Annotated in this window: 16 protein-coding genes and 1 pseudogene; 13 read left to right on the forward strand and 4 right to left on the reverse strand. The window is 63.8% G+C overall.

Annotation, left to right across the window (positions count from 1 at the left end; all coding sequences use genetic code 11):
- Both PQR02_RS06490 and PQR02_RS06495 read left to right on the forward strand, forming a co-directional pair.
- Positions 1-1,155 carry an ABC transporter permease gene (locus PQR02_RS06490; RefSeq protein WP_408227163.1) on the forward strand — a complete coding sequence of 385 codons (1,155 nt, stop codon included), beginning with the start codon at positions 1-3 and terminating at the stop codon, positions 1,153-1,155.
- 8 nt (positions 1,156-1,163) lie between these two features.
- The gene (locus PQR02_RS06495; protein ID WP_408227167.1) at positions 1,164-2,330 is read left to right on the forward strand and encodes an ABC transporter permease; all 1,167 of its coding nucleotides are present in this window, start codon (positions 1,164-1,166) and stop codon (positions 2,328-2,330) included.
- Between the two features lie 411 nt (positions 2,331-2,741).
- Here the strand turns inward: PQR02_RS06495 and PQR02_RS06500 are convergent.
- Positions 2,742-2,972 (reverse strand): annotated as a pseudogene (locus PQR02_RS06500) (putative DNA modification/repair radical SAM protein); the annotation flags it as partial.
- A gap of 249 nt (positions 2,973-3,221) precedes the next feature.
- On the opposite strand from PQR02_RS06500, the gene PQR02_RS06505 reads away from it, so the two are divergent.
- The 11 genes from PQR02_RS06505 (at position 3,222) to PQR02_RS06555 (ending at position 13,841) form a co-directional block, all read left to right on the forward strand.
- A complete protein-coding gene (locus PQR02_RS06505) occupies positions 3,222-3,824 on the forward strand; it encodes a 2'-5' RNA ligase family protein (RefSeq protein WP_408227170.1) in 603 nt (200 codons plus the stop codon).
- Between the two features lie 705 nt (positions 3,825-4,529).
- Positions 4,530-4,931 carry a DnaJ family domain-containing protein gene (locus PQR02_RS06510; RefSeq protein ID WP_408227173.1) on the forward strand — a complete coding sequence of 134 codons (402 nt, stop codon included), beginning with the start codon at positions 4,530-4,532 and terminating at the stop codon, positions 4,929-4,931.
- 38 nt (positions 4,932-4,969) lie between these two features.
- Positions 4,970-5,698: a tRNA adenosine(34) deaminase TadA gene (tadA, locus tag PQR02_RS06515; RefSeq protein WP_408227467.1), complete on the forward strand. Its 729-nt coding sequence runs from the start codon at positions 4,970-4,972 to the stop codon at positions 5,696-5,698.
- A gap of 28 nt (positions 5,699-5,726) precedes the next feature.
- Positions 5,727-6,653, forward strand: a complete 927-nt coding sequence (gene ldcA / locus PQR02_RS06520) for a muramoyltetrapeptide carboxypeptidase (protein WP_408227176.1) — start codon at positions 5,727-5,729, stop codon at positions 6,651-6,653.
- Between the two features lie 334 nt (positions 6,654-6,987).
- Positions 6,988-7,728 (forward strand): GntR family transcriptional regulator, encoded by a 741-nt coding sequence (locus PQR02_RS06525; RefSeq protein ID WP_408227179.1) that lies wholly within the window; start codon positions 6,988-6,990, stop codon positions 7,726-7,728.
- Between the two features lie 387 nt (positions 7,729-8,115).
- Positions 8,116-9,597: an NCS1 family nucleobase:cation symporter-1 gene (locus PQR02_RS06530; protein WP_408227182.1), complete on the forward strand. Its 1,482-nt coding sequence runs from the start codon at positions 8,116-8,118 to the stop codon at positions 9,595-9,597.
- 27 nt (positions 9,598-9,624) lie between these two features.
- Positions 9,625-10,500 carry an aspartate/glutamate racemase family protein gene (locus tag PQR02_RS06535; RefSeq protein ID WP_408227185.1) on the forward strand — a complete coding sequence of 292 codons (876 nt, stop codon included), beginning with the start codon at positions 9,625-9,627 and terminating at the stop codon, positions 10,498-10,500.
- A 255-nt stretch (positions 10,501-10,755) separates the two neighbouring features.
- Positions 10,756-11,706, forward strand: coding sequence for an allantoinase PuuE (gene puuE / locus PQR02_RS06540; RefSeq protein WP_408227188.1), 951 nt, complete (start codon positions 10,756-10,758; stop codon positions 11,704-11,706).
- Positions 11,703-12,224, forward strand: coding sequence for a 2-oxo-4-hydroxy-4-carboxy-5-ureidoimidazoline decarboxylase (uraD, locus tag PQR02_RS06545; RefSeq protein WP_408227191.1), 522 nt, complete (start codon positions 11,703-11,705; stop codon positions 12,222-12,224). The genes puuE and uraD overlap by 4 nt, the downstream gene beginning before the upstream one ends.
- A gap of 94 nt (positions 12,225-12,318) precedes the next feature.
- Positions 12,319-13,332 (forward strand): allantoicase, encoded by a 1,014-nt coding sequence (gene alc, locus PQR02_RS06550; protein WP_408227194.1) that lies wholly within the window; start codon positions 12,319-12,321, stop codon positions 13,330-13,332.
- Complete coding sequence (locus tag PQR02_RS06555; protein WP_408227197.1) at positions 13,329-13,841, forward strand: ureidoglycolate lyase; 513 nt, start codon at positions 13,329-13,331, stop codon at positions 13,839-13,841. Before alc ends, PQR02_RS06555 begins: the two co-directional genes overlap by 4 nt.
- 116 nt (positions 13,842-13,957) lie before the next feature.
- Here PQR02_RS06555 and PQR02_RS06560 read toward each other — a convergent pair whose 3' ends face one another.
- The 3 genes from PQR02_RS06560 to PQR02_RS06570 form a co-directional block, all read right to left on the reverse strand.
- Positions 13,958-15,307: a type II toxin-antitoxin system HipA family toxin gene (locus PQR02_RS06560; RefSeq protein ID WP_408227200.1), complete on the reverse strand. Its 1,350-nt coding sequence runs from the start codon at positions 15,305-15,307 to the stop codon at positions 13,958-13,960.
- On the reverse strand, positions 15,304-15,570 hold the full coding sequence (locus PQR02_RS06565; protein ID WP_408227203.1) for a helix-turn-helix domain-containing protein: 267 nt from the start codon (positions 15,568-15,570) through the stop codon (positions 15,304-15,306). The genes PQR02_RS06560 and PQR02_RS06565 overlap by 4 nt, the downstream gene beginning before the upstream one ends.
- Positions 15,571-15,844: 274 nt before the next feature.
- Positions 15,845-17,038, reverse strand: coding sequence for a urate hydroxylase PuuD (locus tag PQR02_RS06570; RefSeq protein ID WP_408227206.1), 1,194 nt, complete (start codon positions 17,036-17,038; stop codon positions 15,845-15,847).
- Positions 17,039-17,285 lie beyond the last annotated feature (247 nt).

Here is a 17,285-nt window from a genome sequence, read left to right on the forward strand (position 1 = left end):
ATGTATCTGCTCAAGCTGATCACGAGAAACGCGCTGCGGCACAAGCTGCGCACCTTGCTGACCGTGTTCGGACTCCTGATCGCGGTGCTCGCATACGGGTTGCTGCATACCGTGGTCGACGCATGGTATGCGGGCGCTGCTGCGGCATCCAATGCACGGCTCGTGACGCGCAATGCGATCTCACTCGTCTTTCCGCTGCCGTTGAGCTACGAGAACCGCATACGTGGCGTGGACGGCGTGACGATGGTCGCGCGCTCCAACTGGTTCGGCGGCGTGTATCGCGAGCCGAAGAACTTCTTCGCGCAGTTCGCCGTATCGGACAACTATCTCGACCTGTACCCGGAATTCATCTTGCCCGCACAGCAGCGCAACGACTACGAGCGGGACCGCAAGGGCTGTCTGATCGGCAGACAGCTCGCGGGCCAGTACGGCTTCAAGATTGGTGACGTGATTCCGATCAAGGGCACGATCTATCCGGGCACGTGGGAGTTTGTCGTGCGCGGCATTCTGGACGGTCGCGACGAATCGACGATTACGCGCCAACTGATTTTTCATTGGGATTACCTGAACGAAACTGTTCGCAAGACGCCGGGCCGGAAAGCGGATCAGGTCGGAGTCTATGTGCTTGGCATCGCGAACCCGGACGAAGCCGCCGCGATCTCGCGCAATGTCGACAACGTATTCAGGAACTCGCTCGCCGAGACGCTCACCGAAACCGAGCAGGCGTTCCAGCTTGGCTTCGTGGCGATGTCGAATCAGATCATTGCGGCGATCCAACTGGTGTCCTATGTGGTCATCGTCATCATCATGGCGGTGATGGCCAATGCGATGGCGATGAGCGCGCGCGAGCGCACCGTTGAATATGCGACGCTCAAGGCACTCGGTTTCGGCCCGGGTTTTCTCGCGTTGCTGATGTTCGGCGAGTCGGTGACGATCTGCGTGGTGGGCGGCGTTCTCGGCATACTCGCCACGCCGCCCGCCGCAAGCTTCTTCAAACAGGCCGCAGGAGGCGTGTTCCCGGTGTTCCACGTGTCGCGAGAAACGATGCTGTTGCAAGCGGCATGCGCGCTCGTCGTCGGGCTCGCGGCCGCGATCATTCCGGCGCTGCAGGCGGCGCGGGTGAAGATCGTCGAAGGCCTGCGGGCTATCGGCTAGAGGCTGACGTGGCGATCCCGCTCTCGTACATCGCGCGCAATCTGTGGACGCGCCGGCTGACCACCGCGCTCACGGCCGGTGGGCTCGCGCTCGTCGTGTTCGTGTTCGCGACTGTGCTGATGCTCGATGCGGGCCTCAAGAAGACGCTCGTGTCCACCGGGGAACAGGACAACGTCGTGGTGATCCGCAAGGGCGCGGAAACGGAGGTGCAGAGCGCGATCGACCGCGGCCAGGCGAACGTGATCGAAATGCACCCGGCCGTGGCGATCGGTGACGACGGGCGACGCATGGCGTCGAAGGAGTCCGTCGTGCTGATCTCGCTCACGAAGCTCTCCTCGGGCAAGCCATCGAATGTCGTGATTCGCGGGGTCTCGCCTGCGGGCATGAGCTTGCGGCCGCAAGTGAAGCTCGCGTCGGGGCGCATGTTCAATCCGGGGGCGTCCGAAATCATCGTCGGCAGCAGCATTGCGAAGGGCTTCAGCGGCACGCAGCCCGGCGAGCATTTGCGCTTCGCGCAGCGCGACTGGACCGTGGTCGGCACCTTCGACGCGGGCGGCAGCGGCTTCGATTCGGAAATCTGGGGCGATGTGGATCAGTTGATGCAAGCATTTCGCCGCACGAGTTATTCGTCGATGGTGGTGCGGCTCGCGCAATCCGACCAGTTCGGTGGCTTCAAGTCCGACCTCGACGTCGATCCGCGCCTCGCCGATGAAGCGAAGCGCGAACAGACGTTCTATAGCGACCAGTCGAAGGCGCTCTCGACGTTCATCAACATTCTCGGCTTCACGCTATCGATGATCTTTTCGATAGCGGCGATGATCGGCGCGATGATCACGATGTACGCGTCCGTGGCCAACCGGGTCGCGGAGATCGGCACGTTGCGTGCGGTAGGCTTCAGGCGCATCGACGTGCTCGCTGCGTTTCTCGTCGAAGCGATGCTGCTGGGGCTCGTCGGCGGACTGGTGGGGCTGGGCTGCGCGGCGCTCATGCAGTTCGCGTCGTTTTCGACCACCAACTTCCAGACCTTCGCGGACCTGTCGTTCCGCTTTATCCTCACACCTGCCATCGCCGCGAAGACGCTCGCATTTTCGATGACGATGGGTCTCGTCGGCGGGTTTCTGCCTGCGATGCGTGCGGCCCGCATGAACATCGTCGATGCATTGCGGGCGCGCTGAGCTCATGCAGTTATCACTGAATGCCCTGAACGGCAACGTGGTGTGTTCGCCTTGCTTTCGATTTCGGCGCGGTTTGAGTCGCAAACGAGGGAGGTTAAATTGCCCTTCGCGAATGCGATGCATCAACGCGATCCCGAGATGCGCAACAAAGTGCCCGAGGCGATCGCAACCGAACAGTTACATCCTGACTATAGGCTTTCATTCTGGAAGCCAAGTTTCGCGTGCGGTGGAAATGTGCGGAAGCCCACATTCAGCGTGGAAAAGTCAGTTTTGCCTTGCGAGCTACGCTGAGGAGTGGGGGTCTGTCGACGAAAGGTAATCAACTCATCGGGGATGACGAGCAAGTGATGGTTTCAGGGTGATTTTTTTTCACTGCTGCCGATTCGGTTTCGTTGGGCGGTTAAGTCAACGCGTGAGTTCGACGGTCTCCCCGAGGCTGAAGCGTGCATGCGGCACATTGCTCGAACGACGGATTGACGCAATACGGGCAGTCGTACAGGCAGAAATGGGTGAGCAGGATTTCAGCAATGACACACAGTGCCCGCCCGGCGTGAAACTGTGGCACATGCCCGCGCCGGTGCTGGGGCCGAGCCCTTCGATAGCCGCATCGGCCCATACGTCGAGCTTTTTGAGCCATTCCACGTTGCTGCAGATACTGTATGAATGTACAGTATTGTGCGTGGGCCGGGCGCATGCGCAACGGTTTTATGGGGCGGCGGAAACGAGGCCGCGCGGCTGGACTCCTGCGAATCGTCGGTGATGAACTGGAGGAGCAGGGGATGCGTCGGCGCCGGTTCGTCGTCGAATCACATGATGCGACCCGTCACGCGGGCGAGCCGCAACATGAACGGAGATTCATCTATATGCCGGCTTTACCCGGTTGGGAACGAAATGCCTGAACAACTCTGGTTGCCCGGGTTGGAGGCGCCGCCGGCGCCGACAGACGGTCTGTTTTTCGCCGTATTTCCCGATGGCAACACGGCGGCCGCTATAGCGAAGCTCGCGCAACAGCTGTGCGCCGAAACGCGCGTGCGCAGCAAACCGCTCCCGGCTGGGCGTCTGCACGTCACCTTGCTGCATCTCGGGAATTTTGCAGGCGGCCTGCCTCGGGATAAAGTCGACGCCGCGATGCGGGCGGCAGCGTCGATCAGCATGGCGCCCTTTGCGGTCGAATTCGACGCAGTCTCCAGCTTTGCGTCGAAGCCGCGGCCAGGGCCGCTGGTGTTGAGCGGGGGCGACGGCGTGGCTGGGCTTCGTGCGCTTCATCGCGCACTGAGGCATGCGTTGCAGCACGCTGGTTTTGCGGAGCACGCGGTGTCGAACGCCGTGCCTTATACGCCGCATGTCACGTTGGCGTACGGCATGCCTTGGGCCGCTGCGCGTCCAATTGAGTCGGCTTGCTGGAACGTGCGCGAATTTGCGTTGATGCACAGTTTGCTCGGGCGTACGCGGCATGTCGCGCTGGCCCGGTGGCCGCTGGTGATGGGCGAATAATGATTCGGGGCGGTCGGCGTGCGCGTTGGTGTTGATGTTGATGTCAGGTGCTCGACGTTCAGCGTGCGGGGTTCGGCGGTCGTGCTCAGGGTGTTCGCTGCGTACTCAATGCCCCACGTCCATGTCCCTGGGCGTGCCCATGTTCCGGTCCGCACCGGTGGCAGCGGGCATGTCCACGTTCGCTTCGGGCACTGACACTCAGAATCGCATTCCGGCTCCGCAACCGCCGGCAAATCCACCACCGCTTCCGCCTGCGCCGCCGCAGAACACGCCGCAACCGGACAGCGCCACCGACACGACCAGTGCTGCCAGTGCCGCGCGCAAGCGTGCGCAAGATTCGCGAGATGCGTGCATCCGGGGTTGCGCAGGTCGCGGTACAGGCTGCGCGGCCGAGCGCAAACGAAGGCTGGCGGTGGACGTCGCAAGCGGTTGGCTAACGTGTTCTTCGATCGTGGTGGATTGCATAACGTCAGTGGCCTCGAGAAGCGAGAGCAGGGGACCGAAGCGGCGTCATTCGCGAAAAGGTTCCCTCATCGGGCCGATCCTCGCGAGACGCGCCGCCTGCCGGGTCTTTCAATGTAATCCACCGCTATACGTCCCTGATATACGCGCTATCTGAAAATCGGTGCGTTTTGTCCGCCGGACGGCCTGAACGGTCGTGCGCTCCCTGATAGAATGCTTGGGCCGCAACCTAGTGGATAGTAGATGAAGTTGCTTGATGCGCTTGTCGAACAGCGTATTGCCGCCGCAGCCGCGCGTGGCGAATTCGACGACTTGCCGGGCGCGGGCGCGCCCCTGCCCCTGGACGACGATGCACTGGTCCCGGAAGAAGTGCGCGTCGCCAACCGGATTTTAAAAAATGCGGGTTTCGTGCCGCCCGCCGTCGAGCAGTTGCGCGCGTTGCGCGACCTGCAATCGGAGCTGAATGCCGTGAGCGACCAGGCCACCCGTTGTCGTCTGCAGGCGCGCATGCTGGCGCTCGACATGGCGCTTGAATCGCTGCGTGGCGGTCCGATGGTTTTGCCTCGCGAATATTGCCGGCGAATTGCGGAGCGGCTGTTGGAGCGCGCCGGCAATCTCAATACGGCAGAGGCGGGTTCGCAGTGAGTGAGCCGTTTGTGCCGGTTGTCCCTGTTTTGCCGGATATGCCGGGTGTCGCGGGCCCGCGCTGTGCCGCATCAGGCGCGCCGCCAAGTGGCTCCGGCGCAGCGCCAAGCGTACCGGTCTCGCCTGGCGCACTCGAATCCCCCGGCGCCGAGGCTGGCGAATCTCCCGCCCACGCTTGCGGCGCGTCTGTCGCTACCGCGGTCAACGCTTCCACGCCAGTCGATCCGCCCGAGCCCCCCATTATTTCCGAACGCGATCGCCGCTTCATGGCGCTAGCCCAGGCCGCGGCCGAAGAAGCGCGCGCCGCCGGCGAAGTGCCGGTCGGCGCAGTCCTCGTGCGAGGCGATGAAGTCATCGCCAGCGGTTTCAATCATCCTATCGGCGCGCACGACCCGTCGGCGCATGCGGAAATGGTCGTGTTGCGCGCCGCCGCGCAGGCCGTCGAGAATTACCGCCTGCCGGGCTGCGAACTCTATGTGACGCTCGAGCCGTGTCTGATGTGCGCCGGCGCGATCATGCACGCGCGCATTGCGCGCGTCGTGTTCGGCGCACGCGATCCGAAAACCGGCGCGTGCGGCAGCGTCGTCGATGCATTCGCGGATCCGCGGTTGAACCACCACACCACGGTGAGCGGCGGCGTGCTCGAAGCCGAATGCGGTGCGGCGCTCAAATCGTTCTTTGCCGAGCGGCGGCGTGCCAGTCGTGAAGCACGCGCGGCGGCATGCGCCGCGGCAAACGGCGAATCCGCGCCTCCCGAGCCGCTCTAAAACAAACCCCGTCCAACAGGTCTCGCCAATGACCGTTCATCGCACCTTCGAACTGATCGCGCCGTCCGGGTATCCGCATGACCCGGAGGTGCTGCATCGCGCGTTGCATCGTCTGCACGCGCAAGGGCATCGCGTCATTGGCGAGGCGGCGGCGAAGCGCCGCTATCAACGCTTCGCCGGCACCGACGGGGAGCGCGCGGCCGATCTGAACCGGCTCGCGGACCCGTCGCGTGAGTTGCCCGACGTCGTGCTGGCGGTGCGCGGAGGGTATGGCGCGGTGCGTATCCTGCACGGACTCGACTACGAAGGACTGCAACGGCGGCTGACCGATCAGCCGTTGGCGCTGGTCGGGCACAGCGATTTCACCGCGATCCAGCTTGCGTTGCTGGCGCGCGCCGGATTGAAGACGTTCGGCGGCCCGATGCTGATGAGCGATTTCGGTGCGGAGGAACTCAGCGAATTCACCATGCAGCACTTCTGGTCGGCGCTCACGAAGCCGGCCATGACGATCGCCAGCCATACGCCGCAGGCACAGCCGGTCGACGTGTCAGGCACGTTGTGGGGCGGCAACCTGGCAGTGGTGGCGTCGCTGATCGGCACGCCGTATATGCCGCCGGTGCAGGGGGGCATCCTGTTTGTCGAGGATGTCAACGAGCAGCCGTTCCGGATCGAACGGATGATTTATCAGTTGCACCTGTCAGGCATCCTTGCGCAGCAGCAAGCACTCGTGCTGGGCGACCTTTCAGGCGGCAAGACCTACGACTACGATAACGGCTACGATCTGCACGCGATGATCGAGCAGGTGAGGTCGCTGGTCGGCATCCCGGTCGTCACGGGCCTGCAGTTCGGGCATATTCCCAACATGCTGACGTTGCCGGTGGGGGCGGACGCGCATCTCGTCGCCGACACGCATGGGTTCGAACTCAGTTTGTCGGGCTACCCGTGTCTGGGCTGAACTGACGGCTGCACGATTGGATGGCTGGAGGAAGCGAAGCGGGCGATTGCCCGCCTTCTTTTCTCCTTTTAAACGCAACTAACGGTCAAGCTAACCACGCGACTCACAAACAAAACGTGCGGTGAAGGTCCTTCGTTTTGTTGACAAAACCAGCCTTCAATAGACGGCTTGCCTGGCACCTAATTAAACTACTATTGAAGCGCCATAAGGCCGATGGCACACCCTGCCGCACCGTCCGGCCAGCCTCTCCATGAAAATTGTCGAAATTCCAGATAAAAATTGTTGACAATCTTTATGTCCGTCCTATGATGACCAACATACCGAGACGCCAATCATGTCCGACACCGATTCAGCCGCCGCGAACAGTTCGAAGCCCGAAGTGATTGTCGAGCGCATCCGCGCCGCGATCCTCGAACATCGGCTCGCACCCGGCGCCAAGCTGACCGAAGCGCAGTTGTGCGAAGTATTCGGCGTGAAGCGCGGCCCGATCCGCCAGGCGCTCGCGCAACTGGCGACCGACCACCTCGTCGACCTCGAGCCGAATCGCGGTGCGTTCGTCGCGAGTCCGTCGCTGCAGGAGGTGCACGAAGTGTTCGAAATGCGCCGCATCATCGAACTCGCGGTGGTCGAAAAGATTTGCAGCGGCCATGGCATGCGGCGTTTGAAGAGCATCGGCAGCATGATCGGGCGTGAACGCAAAGCGTTCGAAACACGTGATTTTCCGGCATGGATCCGTCTGTCGGGCGCGTTTCACACCGAGTTGGCCGCGCTCGCCGGCAACAGCGTGCTGTGCGATTGCCTGAGCGGATTGGTCGCGCGCTCCACGCTGATCTCCGCGTTGTACGAGTCGCTCGGACGCAGCCCCTGCTCGTTCGAAGACCATGAAGCCATTCTCGCCGCGCTCGACGCCGGCGATGCGAAAGAGGCGGCGGCACTGATGTCGCGCCATCTGCAAAGCGTCGAGTTGAAGATGCTGGACCGCCCCGCCCGTGGCGCGGCGGATCTCCATGAAGTGTTCGGCGCCCTGAGTGGGGCGCCCAAAGAGGCATCCAAGGCCAGGTCCACAGCGGGCTGAGGCTGGCAGCAAGCGCGCATAACCGCGAATATGCGCGAATGAGCGCTAACAGGCGCAAATCAGCGCGCGCCCACTGGCGGTGCGCGCTGCACTGAATTGAACTGAACCGAATCAGGCGTCGCAAGGCGGCTCGGCATGAGCGCTGCCGGCTTGCGCACGCACGTCCGTCGCCAAGCGACCGACTTCGAGCAGCAACGCATCGCCGGAAATCCGCGGCGGCCGGCGATGCGATAACCACAAGTACTTCAGTACGGAGACACCCGCGGCACGGTCCATCCAGATGGCGCCGGCTTCCTCGCTCCCGCACGGGCGAGGAGGGCGCGGCTGGCATGACCGGTGCAACGTCCTTCGATGCGCTATCGACGGTCCCTATCTCAAGGAGGAATCATGGCTCAGTTCAGTGCAGCGCCCAGCAGTCCCTCGATATCCACTTACGCCGACGGCGACGCGCAGGCCGATCCGTCCGTGCCGGCAGGCTACAGCGAACGGCTCTACAACGCGGATCTCGCGCCGCTGCGCAATCAAACGTGGGGCGCCTACAACATCTTCGCGTTCTGGATGTCGGACGTGCACAGCGTCGGCGGCTACGTGTTCGCGGGAAGTCTGTTCGCGCTCGGCCTGACGAGCTGGCAGGTGCTGATCGCGCTGCTGGTCGGCATCACGATCGTCAACCTGCTGTGCAACCTGATCGCCAAGCCGAGCCAGGCGAACGGCGTGCCGTATCCGGTGGCGTGCCGCGCCACCTTCGGCGTGCTCGGCGCGAATATTCCCGCGGTGATCCGCGGCCTGATCGCGGTCGCCTGGTACGGCATTCAGACTTATCTGGCGTCGAGCGCGCTGGTGATCGTGGTGCTCAAGTTCGTGCCGTCGCTGCTGCCGTATGCGGATCTTCATCACCACGGCTTCATGGGCCTGTCGACGCTCGGCTGGGCCGGCTTCATGCTGCTGTGGGTGTTGCAGGCGCTGGTGTTCTGGCATGGCATGGAAACCATCAAGAAGTTCATCGACTTCGCCGGTCCGGCGGTCTACGTGGTGATGTTCATTCTGGCGGGCTACATGGTGTACCGCGCGGGGTGGCGCAACATCGGCATCAACCTGGGCGGCGTCAAATATCACGGCATGCAGGTGGTGCCGGTGATGATCACGGCGATCTCGCTGGTGGTGTCGTACTTCTCCGGGCCGATGCTGAATTTCGGCGACTTTTCGCGCTACGGCAAAAGCTTTCGCAGCGTGAAGCGCGGCAACTTCTGGGGGCTGCCGGTCAACTTCCTCGCTTTCTCGCTGGTGACGGTGATCACGACCGCGGCCACGCTGCCCGTGTTCGGCGAGCTGATCACGGACCCCGTCGAAACGGTCGGCCACATCGACTATCCGACCGCAGTCATCCTCGGCGCGTTGACCTTCACGATTGCGACGATCGGCATCAACATCGTCGCCAACTTCGTGTCGCCGGCATTCGACTTCTCGAACGTCGCGCCGCGCCTGATCAGCTGGCGCGCGGGCGGGATGCTCGCGGCGGTGGCGTCGATCTTCATCACGCCGTGGAATCTGTTCAACAACCCGGCCGTGATCCACTACACGCTCGACGTGCTCGGCAGCTTCATCGGACCTTTGTACGGTGTCCTGATCGTCGACTACTACCTCGTGAAGCGCCAGAAGATCGTGCTCGACGATCTGTACACCGTCGCGCCGACCGGCTCGTACTGGTATCGCAACGGCGTCAACTACCGGGCCGTGGCCGCGCTGCTGCCGGCCGCGGTGATCGCGGTGATCTGCGTGATGACGCCGGGGCTCGACGGGATGGCGAATTTCTCATGGTTCATCGGTGCGGGCCTCGCTGCGTTGTTCTATCGCGCGCTCGCACGCTGAGTCGCGCTGCCGCAAAAAGGAGTTCTTATGCGTATCAAACTGATCAACCCGAATACGACCCAGCGCATGACCGAGGCGATGGGCCGCTGCGCCCGCGAAGTCGCCGCGCCCGGCACCGAAGTGATCGCGGTGAATCCGACCATGGGGCCGCCGTCGATCGAAGGCTATTACGACGAGGCGCTCGCCACGCCGGGCTTGCTGGCCGAAGTCGCCGCAGGCGAGCGCGAGGGCTGCGACGGCTACGTGATCGCCTGCTTCGGCGATCCCGGTTTGTACGCGGCGCGCGAGTTGGCGCGCGGCCCGGTGATCGGCATCGCGGAAGCGGCGATGCATGCGGCGAGCGTGCTGGCGCCGGGGTTCTCGGTGGTGACGACGCTCGCGCGCACGTGCGGGATGGCCTGGCATCTCGCCGAGCGTTACGGCATGAAGCGGTTTTGCCGCAACATCCGCGCGACCGACGTCGCCGTGCTCGATCTCGACCAGCCAGGGTCGGCGGCGCGCCGCATCATTCTCGACGAATGCCGGCGCGCGCTTGCCGAGGACGGGTCGGATGCGATCGTGCTCGGTTGCGCGGGCATGGCCGAGTTATGCGCGGAGATCGAGGACGCGCTCGGCGCGCCGGTGATCGAAGGTGTGACGGCCGCCGTGAAGTGGACCGAGGCACTGGTCGCGCTTCGTCTGTCGACGGCCAAGCGTGGCGATTACGCGCGGCCGCTGGCCAAGCGCTACGACGGCGCGCTGGCGTCGTTCAGCCCGAGCGGGGCGGATCTGAATCCGCAGCCGCCGCGTGGTGGCGCCGGCGCGTCTGCCGCCATCGCGCAGGCGAGCGCCGGCATCACGCAGGGCGCCGATCGGCTGCGGGTAAACACTGCCGAACCGGGCCAGTACATACATTCGGTCTGACACGCACTATCTGGCCGGGTGTATGGGCGCACCCGGGCGTTTTCGCTACACTGGTCCCACTCGACGCGGGTGCCCGGCGGCCCTCTTTGCCGGGCGTCCTGCCGGGTTTGCGGCCCGCGCGGGCTCAGGCGCAAGCGGCACGCAGACTTGAGCCAGGCTCGCGCGTTGATCACCTGTGCGCCGCATCAGCAGCACACGAGTGGCCCATGAGCGCCACGCGATTTTTACGTACCGTCACCACGCATTCGTCAAACCATGCCACTCGATTCGAACTACCCACGCGATCTGATCGGCTACGGCCGCCACCCGGCGCACGCCAACTGGCCGGGCCGGGCACGGGTCGCGGTGCAATTCGTCCTGAACTACGAAGAGGGCGGTGAAAATTGCGTGCTGCACGGCGATCCCGGCTCGGAGCAGTTTCTGTCGGAGATCGTCGGCGCGGCGTCCTTTCCGGCTCGCCACATGAGCATGGAGTCGATCTACGAATACGGCTCGCGCGCGGGCGTGTGGCGCATCCTGCGCGAATTCGAAAAGCGCAAGCTGCCGCTCACGGTGTTCGGCGTCGGCATGGCGATCGAACGGCATCCGGAGGTGGCGCGCTCATTCGTCGAACTCGGTCATGAGATCGCGTGCCACGGCTATCGCTGGATTCACTATCAGGATGTGTCGCCGGAGCAGGAAGCGGAACACATGCGCCTGGGCATGGCAGCGATCGAACGCGTGACCGGTGAGCGGCCGCTCGGCTGGTACACCGGCCGCGACAGTCCGAACACGCATCGTCTGGTCGCCGAGTATGGCGGCTTTCTGTACGACTCGGATTACTACGGCGACGACCTGCCGTTCTGGATGGACGTCGAGGTCAAGGGCGGCGCAAAAGTGCCGCAGCTGATCGTGCCGTACACGCTCGACACCAACGACATGCGCTTCGCGAGCCCGCAGGGCTTTAACACCGCGGACCACTTCTTCACCTATCTGCGCGACGCGTTCGACGTGCTCTACGAAGAAGGCGACCAGGCGCCGAAGATGCTGTCGGTCGGCATGCACTGCCGCCTGCTCGGGCGTCCTGGGCGTTTTCGCGCGCTGCAGCGTTTTCTCGACCATATCGAACAGCACGATCGCGTGTGGGTCACGCGGCGCGTCGATATCGCGCGGCACTGGCGCGAACATCATCCTTACCAACAAGACAACCGCGAGGCGGCGGCATGAAGGCGATGCAATACACTCTGGATCAACTCAACAGCATTTCGGTCGACGCGTTTGTCGCGGCGCTGTCGGGTATTTTCGAGCACTCGCCATGGGTCGCCGAAATCGCCGCGCGGCAGCGGCCGTTTGCCAGCGTCGACGAACTGCATCGCAAGATGTCGGGCATCGTCGAAACAGCGGGCGACGATAGGCAACTGGCGTTGATCAACGCGCATCCGGAGCTGGCCGGCAAGGCCGCGGTGCGCGGCGAGCTGACCGCCGAATCGACGCGCGAGCAGAGCGGCGCGGGCCTCGCGCAGTGCACGCAGGCAGAGTTCGACAGGCTGCTCGCGCTGAACAGCGCGTATCGCGCGAAGTTCGGCTTCCCGTTCATTCTCGCGGTGCGCGGCTATGACCGCCACGGCATCATCGCGAATTTCGAGGCGCGAGTGAACAACAGCCGCGCCGACGAACTGCGCGCGAGCCTCGATCAGATCTACCGCATCGCACGTTTGCGGCTCGACGACCTGATCGACGCATAGACCCCGGGCGCGCAACAGTCTCGCGTCACGCACGCGTCCCGGCGCTCGCACGGAAGCGTTTTTCCAGCACCCACATATATCAAGGACGACTAAGATGGCACTCCCGATTCTCGACCCCAACGCACCGGAATTCACGCGCCGCTTTGTGAACCTGGCGGACCCGCGTCTGGGCGCGCAGGCGCTCGAGGCCAGCGACGATTTCTTCGCCCCGAAGGAACGCATGCTGAATCCGGAGCCGGCCGTCTTCATTCCCGGCAAGTACGACGACAACGGCAAGTGGATGGACGGCTGGGAAACCCGCCGCAAGCGCGCCACCGGCTACGACTGGTGCGTCGTGAAGCTGGCGCGTGCGGGCGTCGTCAAGGGGCTCGATCTCGATACCAGCCACTTCACGGGCAACTTTCCGCCGGCGGCATCGGTGGAGGCCGCACGCGTGGTGGACGGCACGCCGAACCAGTCGACGCAATGGACCGAGATCGTGCCGTCGACCAGCTTGCAGAGCAATAGCCACCACTATCTCGAAGTCGACGACGCGAACGCTTACACCCACTTGCGCGTGAACATCTATCCGGACGGCGGGATCGCGCGTCTGCGGGTGTACGGTCAGCCGCAGGTCGACTGGGCCGGCGCGAGCCGCACCGAGCAGTTCGATCTGGCCGCGATGGAGAACGGCGCGTATCTGGTCGCGGCGAACAACCAGCACTTCGGCGCGGCGTCGACGATCCTGATGCCGGGCCGCGGCGTGAACATGGGCGACGGCTGGGAAACGCGCCGCCGTCGCGAGCCGGGCAACGACTGGGCGATCGTCGCGCTGGCGCAGCCGGGCGTGATCCGGAAGATCGAAGTCGATACGGCTCACTTCAAGGGCAACTATCCGGACCGCTGCTCGATCCAGGCCGCCTATGTGACGGGGGGCACCGACAGCTCGCTGGTCACCCAGGCGATGTTCTGGCCGGTGCTGCTCGGCGAACAGAAGCTGCAGATGGACGAGCAGCATTACTTCGAAAGCGAGATCGCGGCGCTCGGTCCGGTCACGCATGTGCGCTTTAACATCATTCCCGACGGTGGCGTATCGCGTCTGCGTTTGTGGGGCACGCTCGCATCATGAAAACGCTCGCTATCGAACCGCTGACCAAGGAAGCGTTCGCCGCGTTCGGCGACGTGATCGAACTCGAAGGCGCGAAGCAGATTCCGATCAATCTCGGCACGACGATCCGCTATCACGATCTCGCGAAAGTGGATGTGACCGACGAGAACGGCCGCACGCTCGTGAACCTGTTTCGCGGCCAACCGCGCACGCTGCCGTTCGAAGTGAAGATGCTGGAACGTCACCCGCTCGGCAGCCAGGCGTTCGTGCCGCTGAACGACAGGCCGTATCTGGTGGTGGTGGCGCCGACGGGCGAACTGGACGCGTCGCGGATTCGCGCGTTCGTCACGAGCGGCTGGCAGGGCGTCAACTATGCGAAGGGCGTCTGGCACCATCCGCTGATCGCGTTGGGGGACGTGAGCGACTTTATCGTCATCGATCGCGGCGGTGACGGGCTCAACCTGAATGAGCAGGATCTGGCCGAGTCGCTGTGGCTCACGGAAGATGCATTGAGCGCGGTCGCCGTCTGAGGCTGGCGACGTTGTCGTAGCAAGCTTGCATTGATGAACGGAAAGCCCGCGGCGCATGCCGTGGGCTTTCGTATTGGCGGAGCTTGAAAGGGCGACGCGAGACCGTGCTTCAGTGATTAGCCGCGCTTGCCCAGCAGCGGTGAACGCCCAATCACTTCACGTGCCCGTTCAGGTGGCTCGGGATCGGAAAAGCCCGCGGCTTCGATCGCCGGTTTGAGTCCCTTGAATTGCAGGCTCTTCTTCGGCGAGCGCAACGACGCCATGCCGGCGTCCCACGCGTGCAGCATGTGTTTCGCAACCGTGCGCCACTGCGTTTCGTGGCGCGCCGCTTCGATCATTTCATGGCCGACCGCGACGGCCGAATCGCACAGCGCCTCGACCATCTGCGCATACTGGCGCGGCGCGATGCCCATGCGCGTGTTGAAAAAACGCTCCAGCGTTGTGCCGGCCGCCCAGGTTTTGCGGCCGTCGATCGGCAGACCCGGCGGATTGGCCGCGAAACGCGGATAGGCCTGCGTCGTGACGATGTCGTAGACAGGTGTGAACGCCACGTCGTCGACCGACGTGTAGAGCAGCGCAACGTTCTTCGTATGGCAGTCCGCATTGCGCACGACGTAGTTCGTCAGCAGATGCCAGCCGAGTTGCTGGAGTTGCTCGCGCATGCGGTCGCGATCGAGCAGGTACGCTCTGGCGGCGTTGAGCATCTTCTCGCTGGTGGAGTTGTATTTTTCGTGCGGCGGCAAACCCAGCAGCCCGCACATGTCTTCGACGCCATACGCCGGCAGTCCTTCTGCATCCACGTCGAAGCGCTCGACGATCAGCGCCCGGCCATCGTCCGACATTTGCGTGCGCGCCACCGGCGCGACGCCGAGCCGTTCGAGTACGCGCATCGAATAGAACTCGTTGAAGCCTAGAAACGGCGTGTTGTCGTCCGAGCCCTTGACGATGTGGCGGCTCGTCCGCAGGGTCGGTTTGCCGAGCGGCGCCGGCGCGGCGGCGCCGGATGCCGCTTCCTGTGGCGCGATGAATTTCGGCACGACGCCCGAGATGGCCGCGCGCGCATATTCGCGCACCAGCTGTGCGAAATGTTCGGCGGTGTTGTCGCCGTGCAGGATGTCCTTGACGTCGAGCGCCTGCAGTTCGGTGCCCGGCGCGACGCCTTCGGGCGTCACGGTGACGCGGCCGATCCCCATTGCCCCGACCACGGCCAGCAGCGATAGGTCGGTGCCGTCGAGCAACGGGCCGAACTGCTCGCGGATCAGATTCAGCAGGTAACCCTCGGGCAGGTTCTGCCGGAAGAACGGATGCAGATCGCGCGGCCAGCGCCAGGCTTCCTCGCGCACGGGCATCGTGAGGCTGACGAAGTCGGCCGGGCGCGCGTCGGCGTTGTATTTGAGGACGTAATCGTCGCGCTCGCGAAACAGCGTGGCGACGTTCTTGCCCCGCACCTGGACGTCGAGCTTCATGGGTTCGCGTCCGGGCTGCGTTGTTCAGCGAGGATGTCTTCGAGCGTGCGCCCGTGTCCATGCGCGACGAACTTGAGGTCATAGCCCGCCGCTTCGAGCAGACGCACCAGCACGGACACGCTCATGTCGTTTCTGGCGAGCGTTTCCATGCGCGCGACGGTGGTGCGCGCGACGCCGGCGCGGCGCGCCAGTTCTTCCTGCGACAGGTTGTTTTCGCGCCGCAGCGCTTTGAGCATGTCCGATACGTCGGCAAGATTGGTCATTTGTAGCCCCAAGGCGTCAATTCTTGACGGATTGGCTATCATTGTAGCCCAGAAGACACAAAACGAGGAGATGACATTGTGTCCCAAGGACTACAATTTGCGCAGTTTCCAATAGTTTTGTAGTCCTTGGGCGACAAATCGCTACTCGCGCATCCTCAACGCCGACGTCCGCTGACGGCAAAAAAGGGTTTGCCGCTCGCGCGAAAAGCCCGCTTCGTCCTGCCGTATCGCCGGCAAGCTGGACCTCGAGTCCGGCCGGCATGCGTGCTTCCCCTTACTTCGCCGCGCCGCCTTCGAACCATGCGGCGATCTTCATCCGTTCGTCGTCGGTCATGTGGGTGACGTTGCCGAGTGGCATCGCCTTCAACGTCACCGCCTGCTGATAGATCCGCTGCGCGTTCTGCGAGATCTCGTCCGGCGTATCCAGCAGCACGCCGGCGGGCGCGCTGCCCATCATCGACGGATGCGCGGAGTGGCAAGCCACGCAGCGCTGCTGCAGCACCGGCGCGATGTCGGCCACCTTGACCGACGGCGCGTTCGCGGCCTGCGCTTGCGGCACGATCGGCTTCGGCATGGTCCAGAAGAGCGCGCCGAACATCAGCGCGATGCCGGCCAGCGGCAGATACCACAGCACCTGGCCACGGTGGCGCATCACGAAGAACTGGCGGATCAGCGCGCCGGCCAGCATGATGACCAGCAGCACGGCCCAGTTGTACGGGTGCGTGTAGGTCATCGCGTAGTGGTTCGACAGCATCGCGAACACCACCGGCAACGTGAAATACGTGTTGTGCACCGAGCGTTGCTTGCCGCGCTTGCCGTAGATGGGGTTCGGCGTGTCGCTCTTGAGCATCGCGTCGACCATCTTGCGCTGGCCCGGAATGATCACGAAGAACACGTTGGCCGACATGATCGTCGCCAGCATCGCGCCCATGATCAGGTAGGCCGCGCGGCCCGCGAAGATATGGCAGGCGAGCCACGCCGCGATCAGCACGTACACGCCGACGCAGATGCCGAGCACCTTGTCCTTGTTGCCGAGGATGCGGCACAGCGAGTCGTACACGATCCAGCCGGCCGCGAGAAAGCCGAGCGCCGACGCGACGGCGACCACCGGGCCCATGTCGAGCACGTTCCTGTCGATCAGATACGTGGACGGCGAGAACAGATAGAGCACGGTGAACAGACCGAAACCCGACAGCCACGTGGTGTACGACGGCCATTTCGACCAGTGCAGGTCATCCGGCATTTCAGGCGGCGCGACGGTGTACTTCTGCATGTTGTAGAAGCCGCCGCCGTGCACGTGCCACAGTTCGCCGAACACGCCGCGCCGGCGCTGGTTCGGGTCGTGTGGCGGTTTCAGGCTGTTGTCGAGCGCGACGAAGTAGAACGACTCGCCGATCCATGCAATCGCGGCGATGACATGGAACCAGCGGATCGCCAGGTTCAACCAGTCGGTAATAAAGCCTTCCATGAAACTCCTCCACTTCTGATTCGTTGTACACGCGGTGACGTTCGGCGCCTGCGCGGATCCGGTTGATGGACCCCACGGGGCACAGCGTCACCGCGCCGACTGCGGGTCAAGGACGCGGCGCGCTCGGTTCGCACGGCGCCGTTCTTTTAATTGATCTCAGGTTCAGGTCGGTTCGGCTCGCGCGGTCGATTGCGTTTCGCGGGGTGCCCGGGGCTGCCGGCGGCTTTTGCCCTCAGCCGGCGAGTCT

It is taken from the genome of Paraburkholderia sediminicola, assembly GCF_046026895.1.
GTDB classification, from domain to species: domain Bacteria; phylum Pseudomonadota; class Gammaproteobacteria; order Burkholderiales; family Burkholderiaceae; genus Paraburkholderia; species Paraburkholderia sediminicola_C.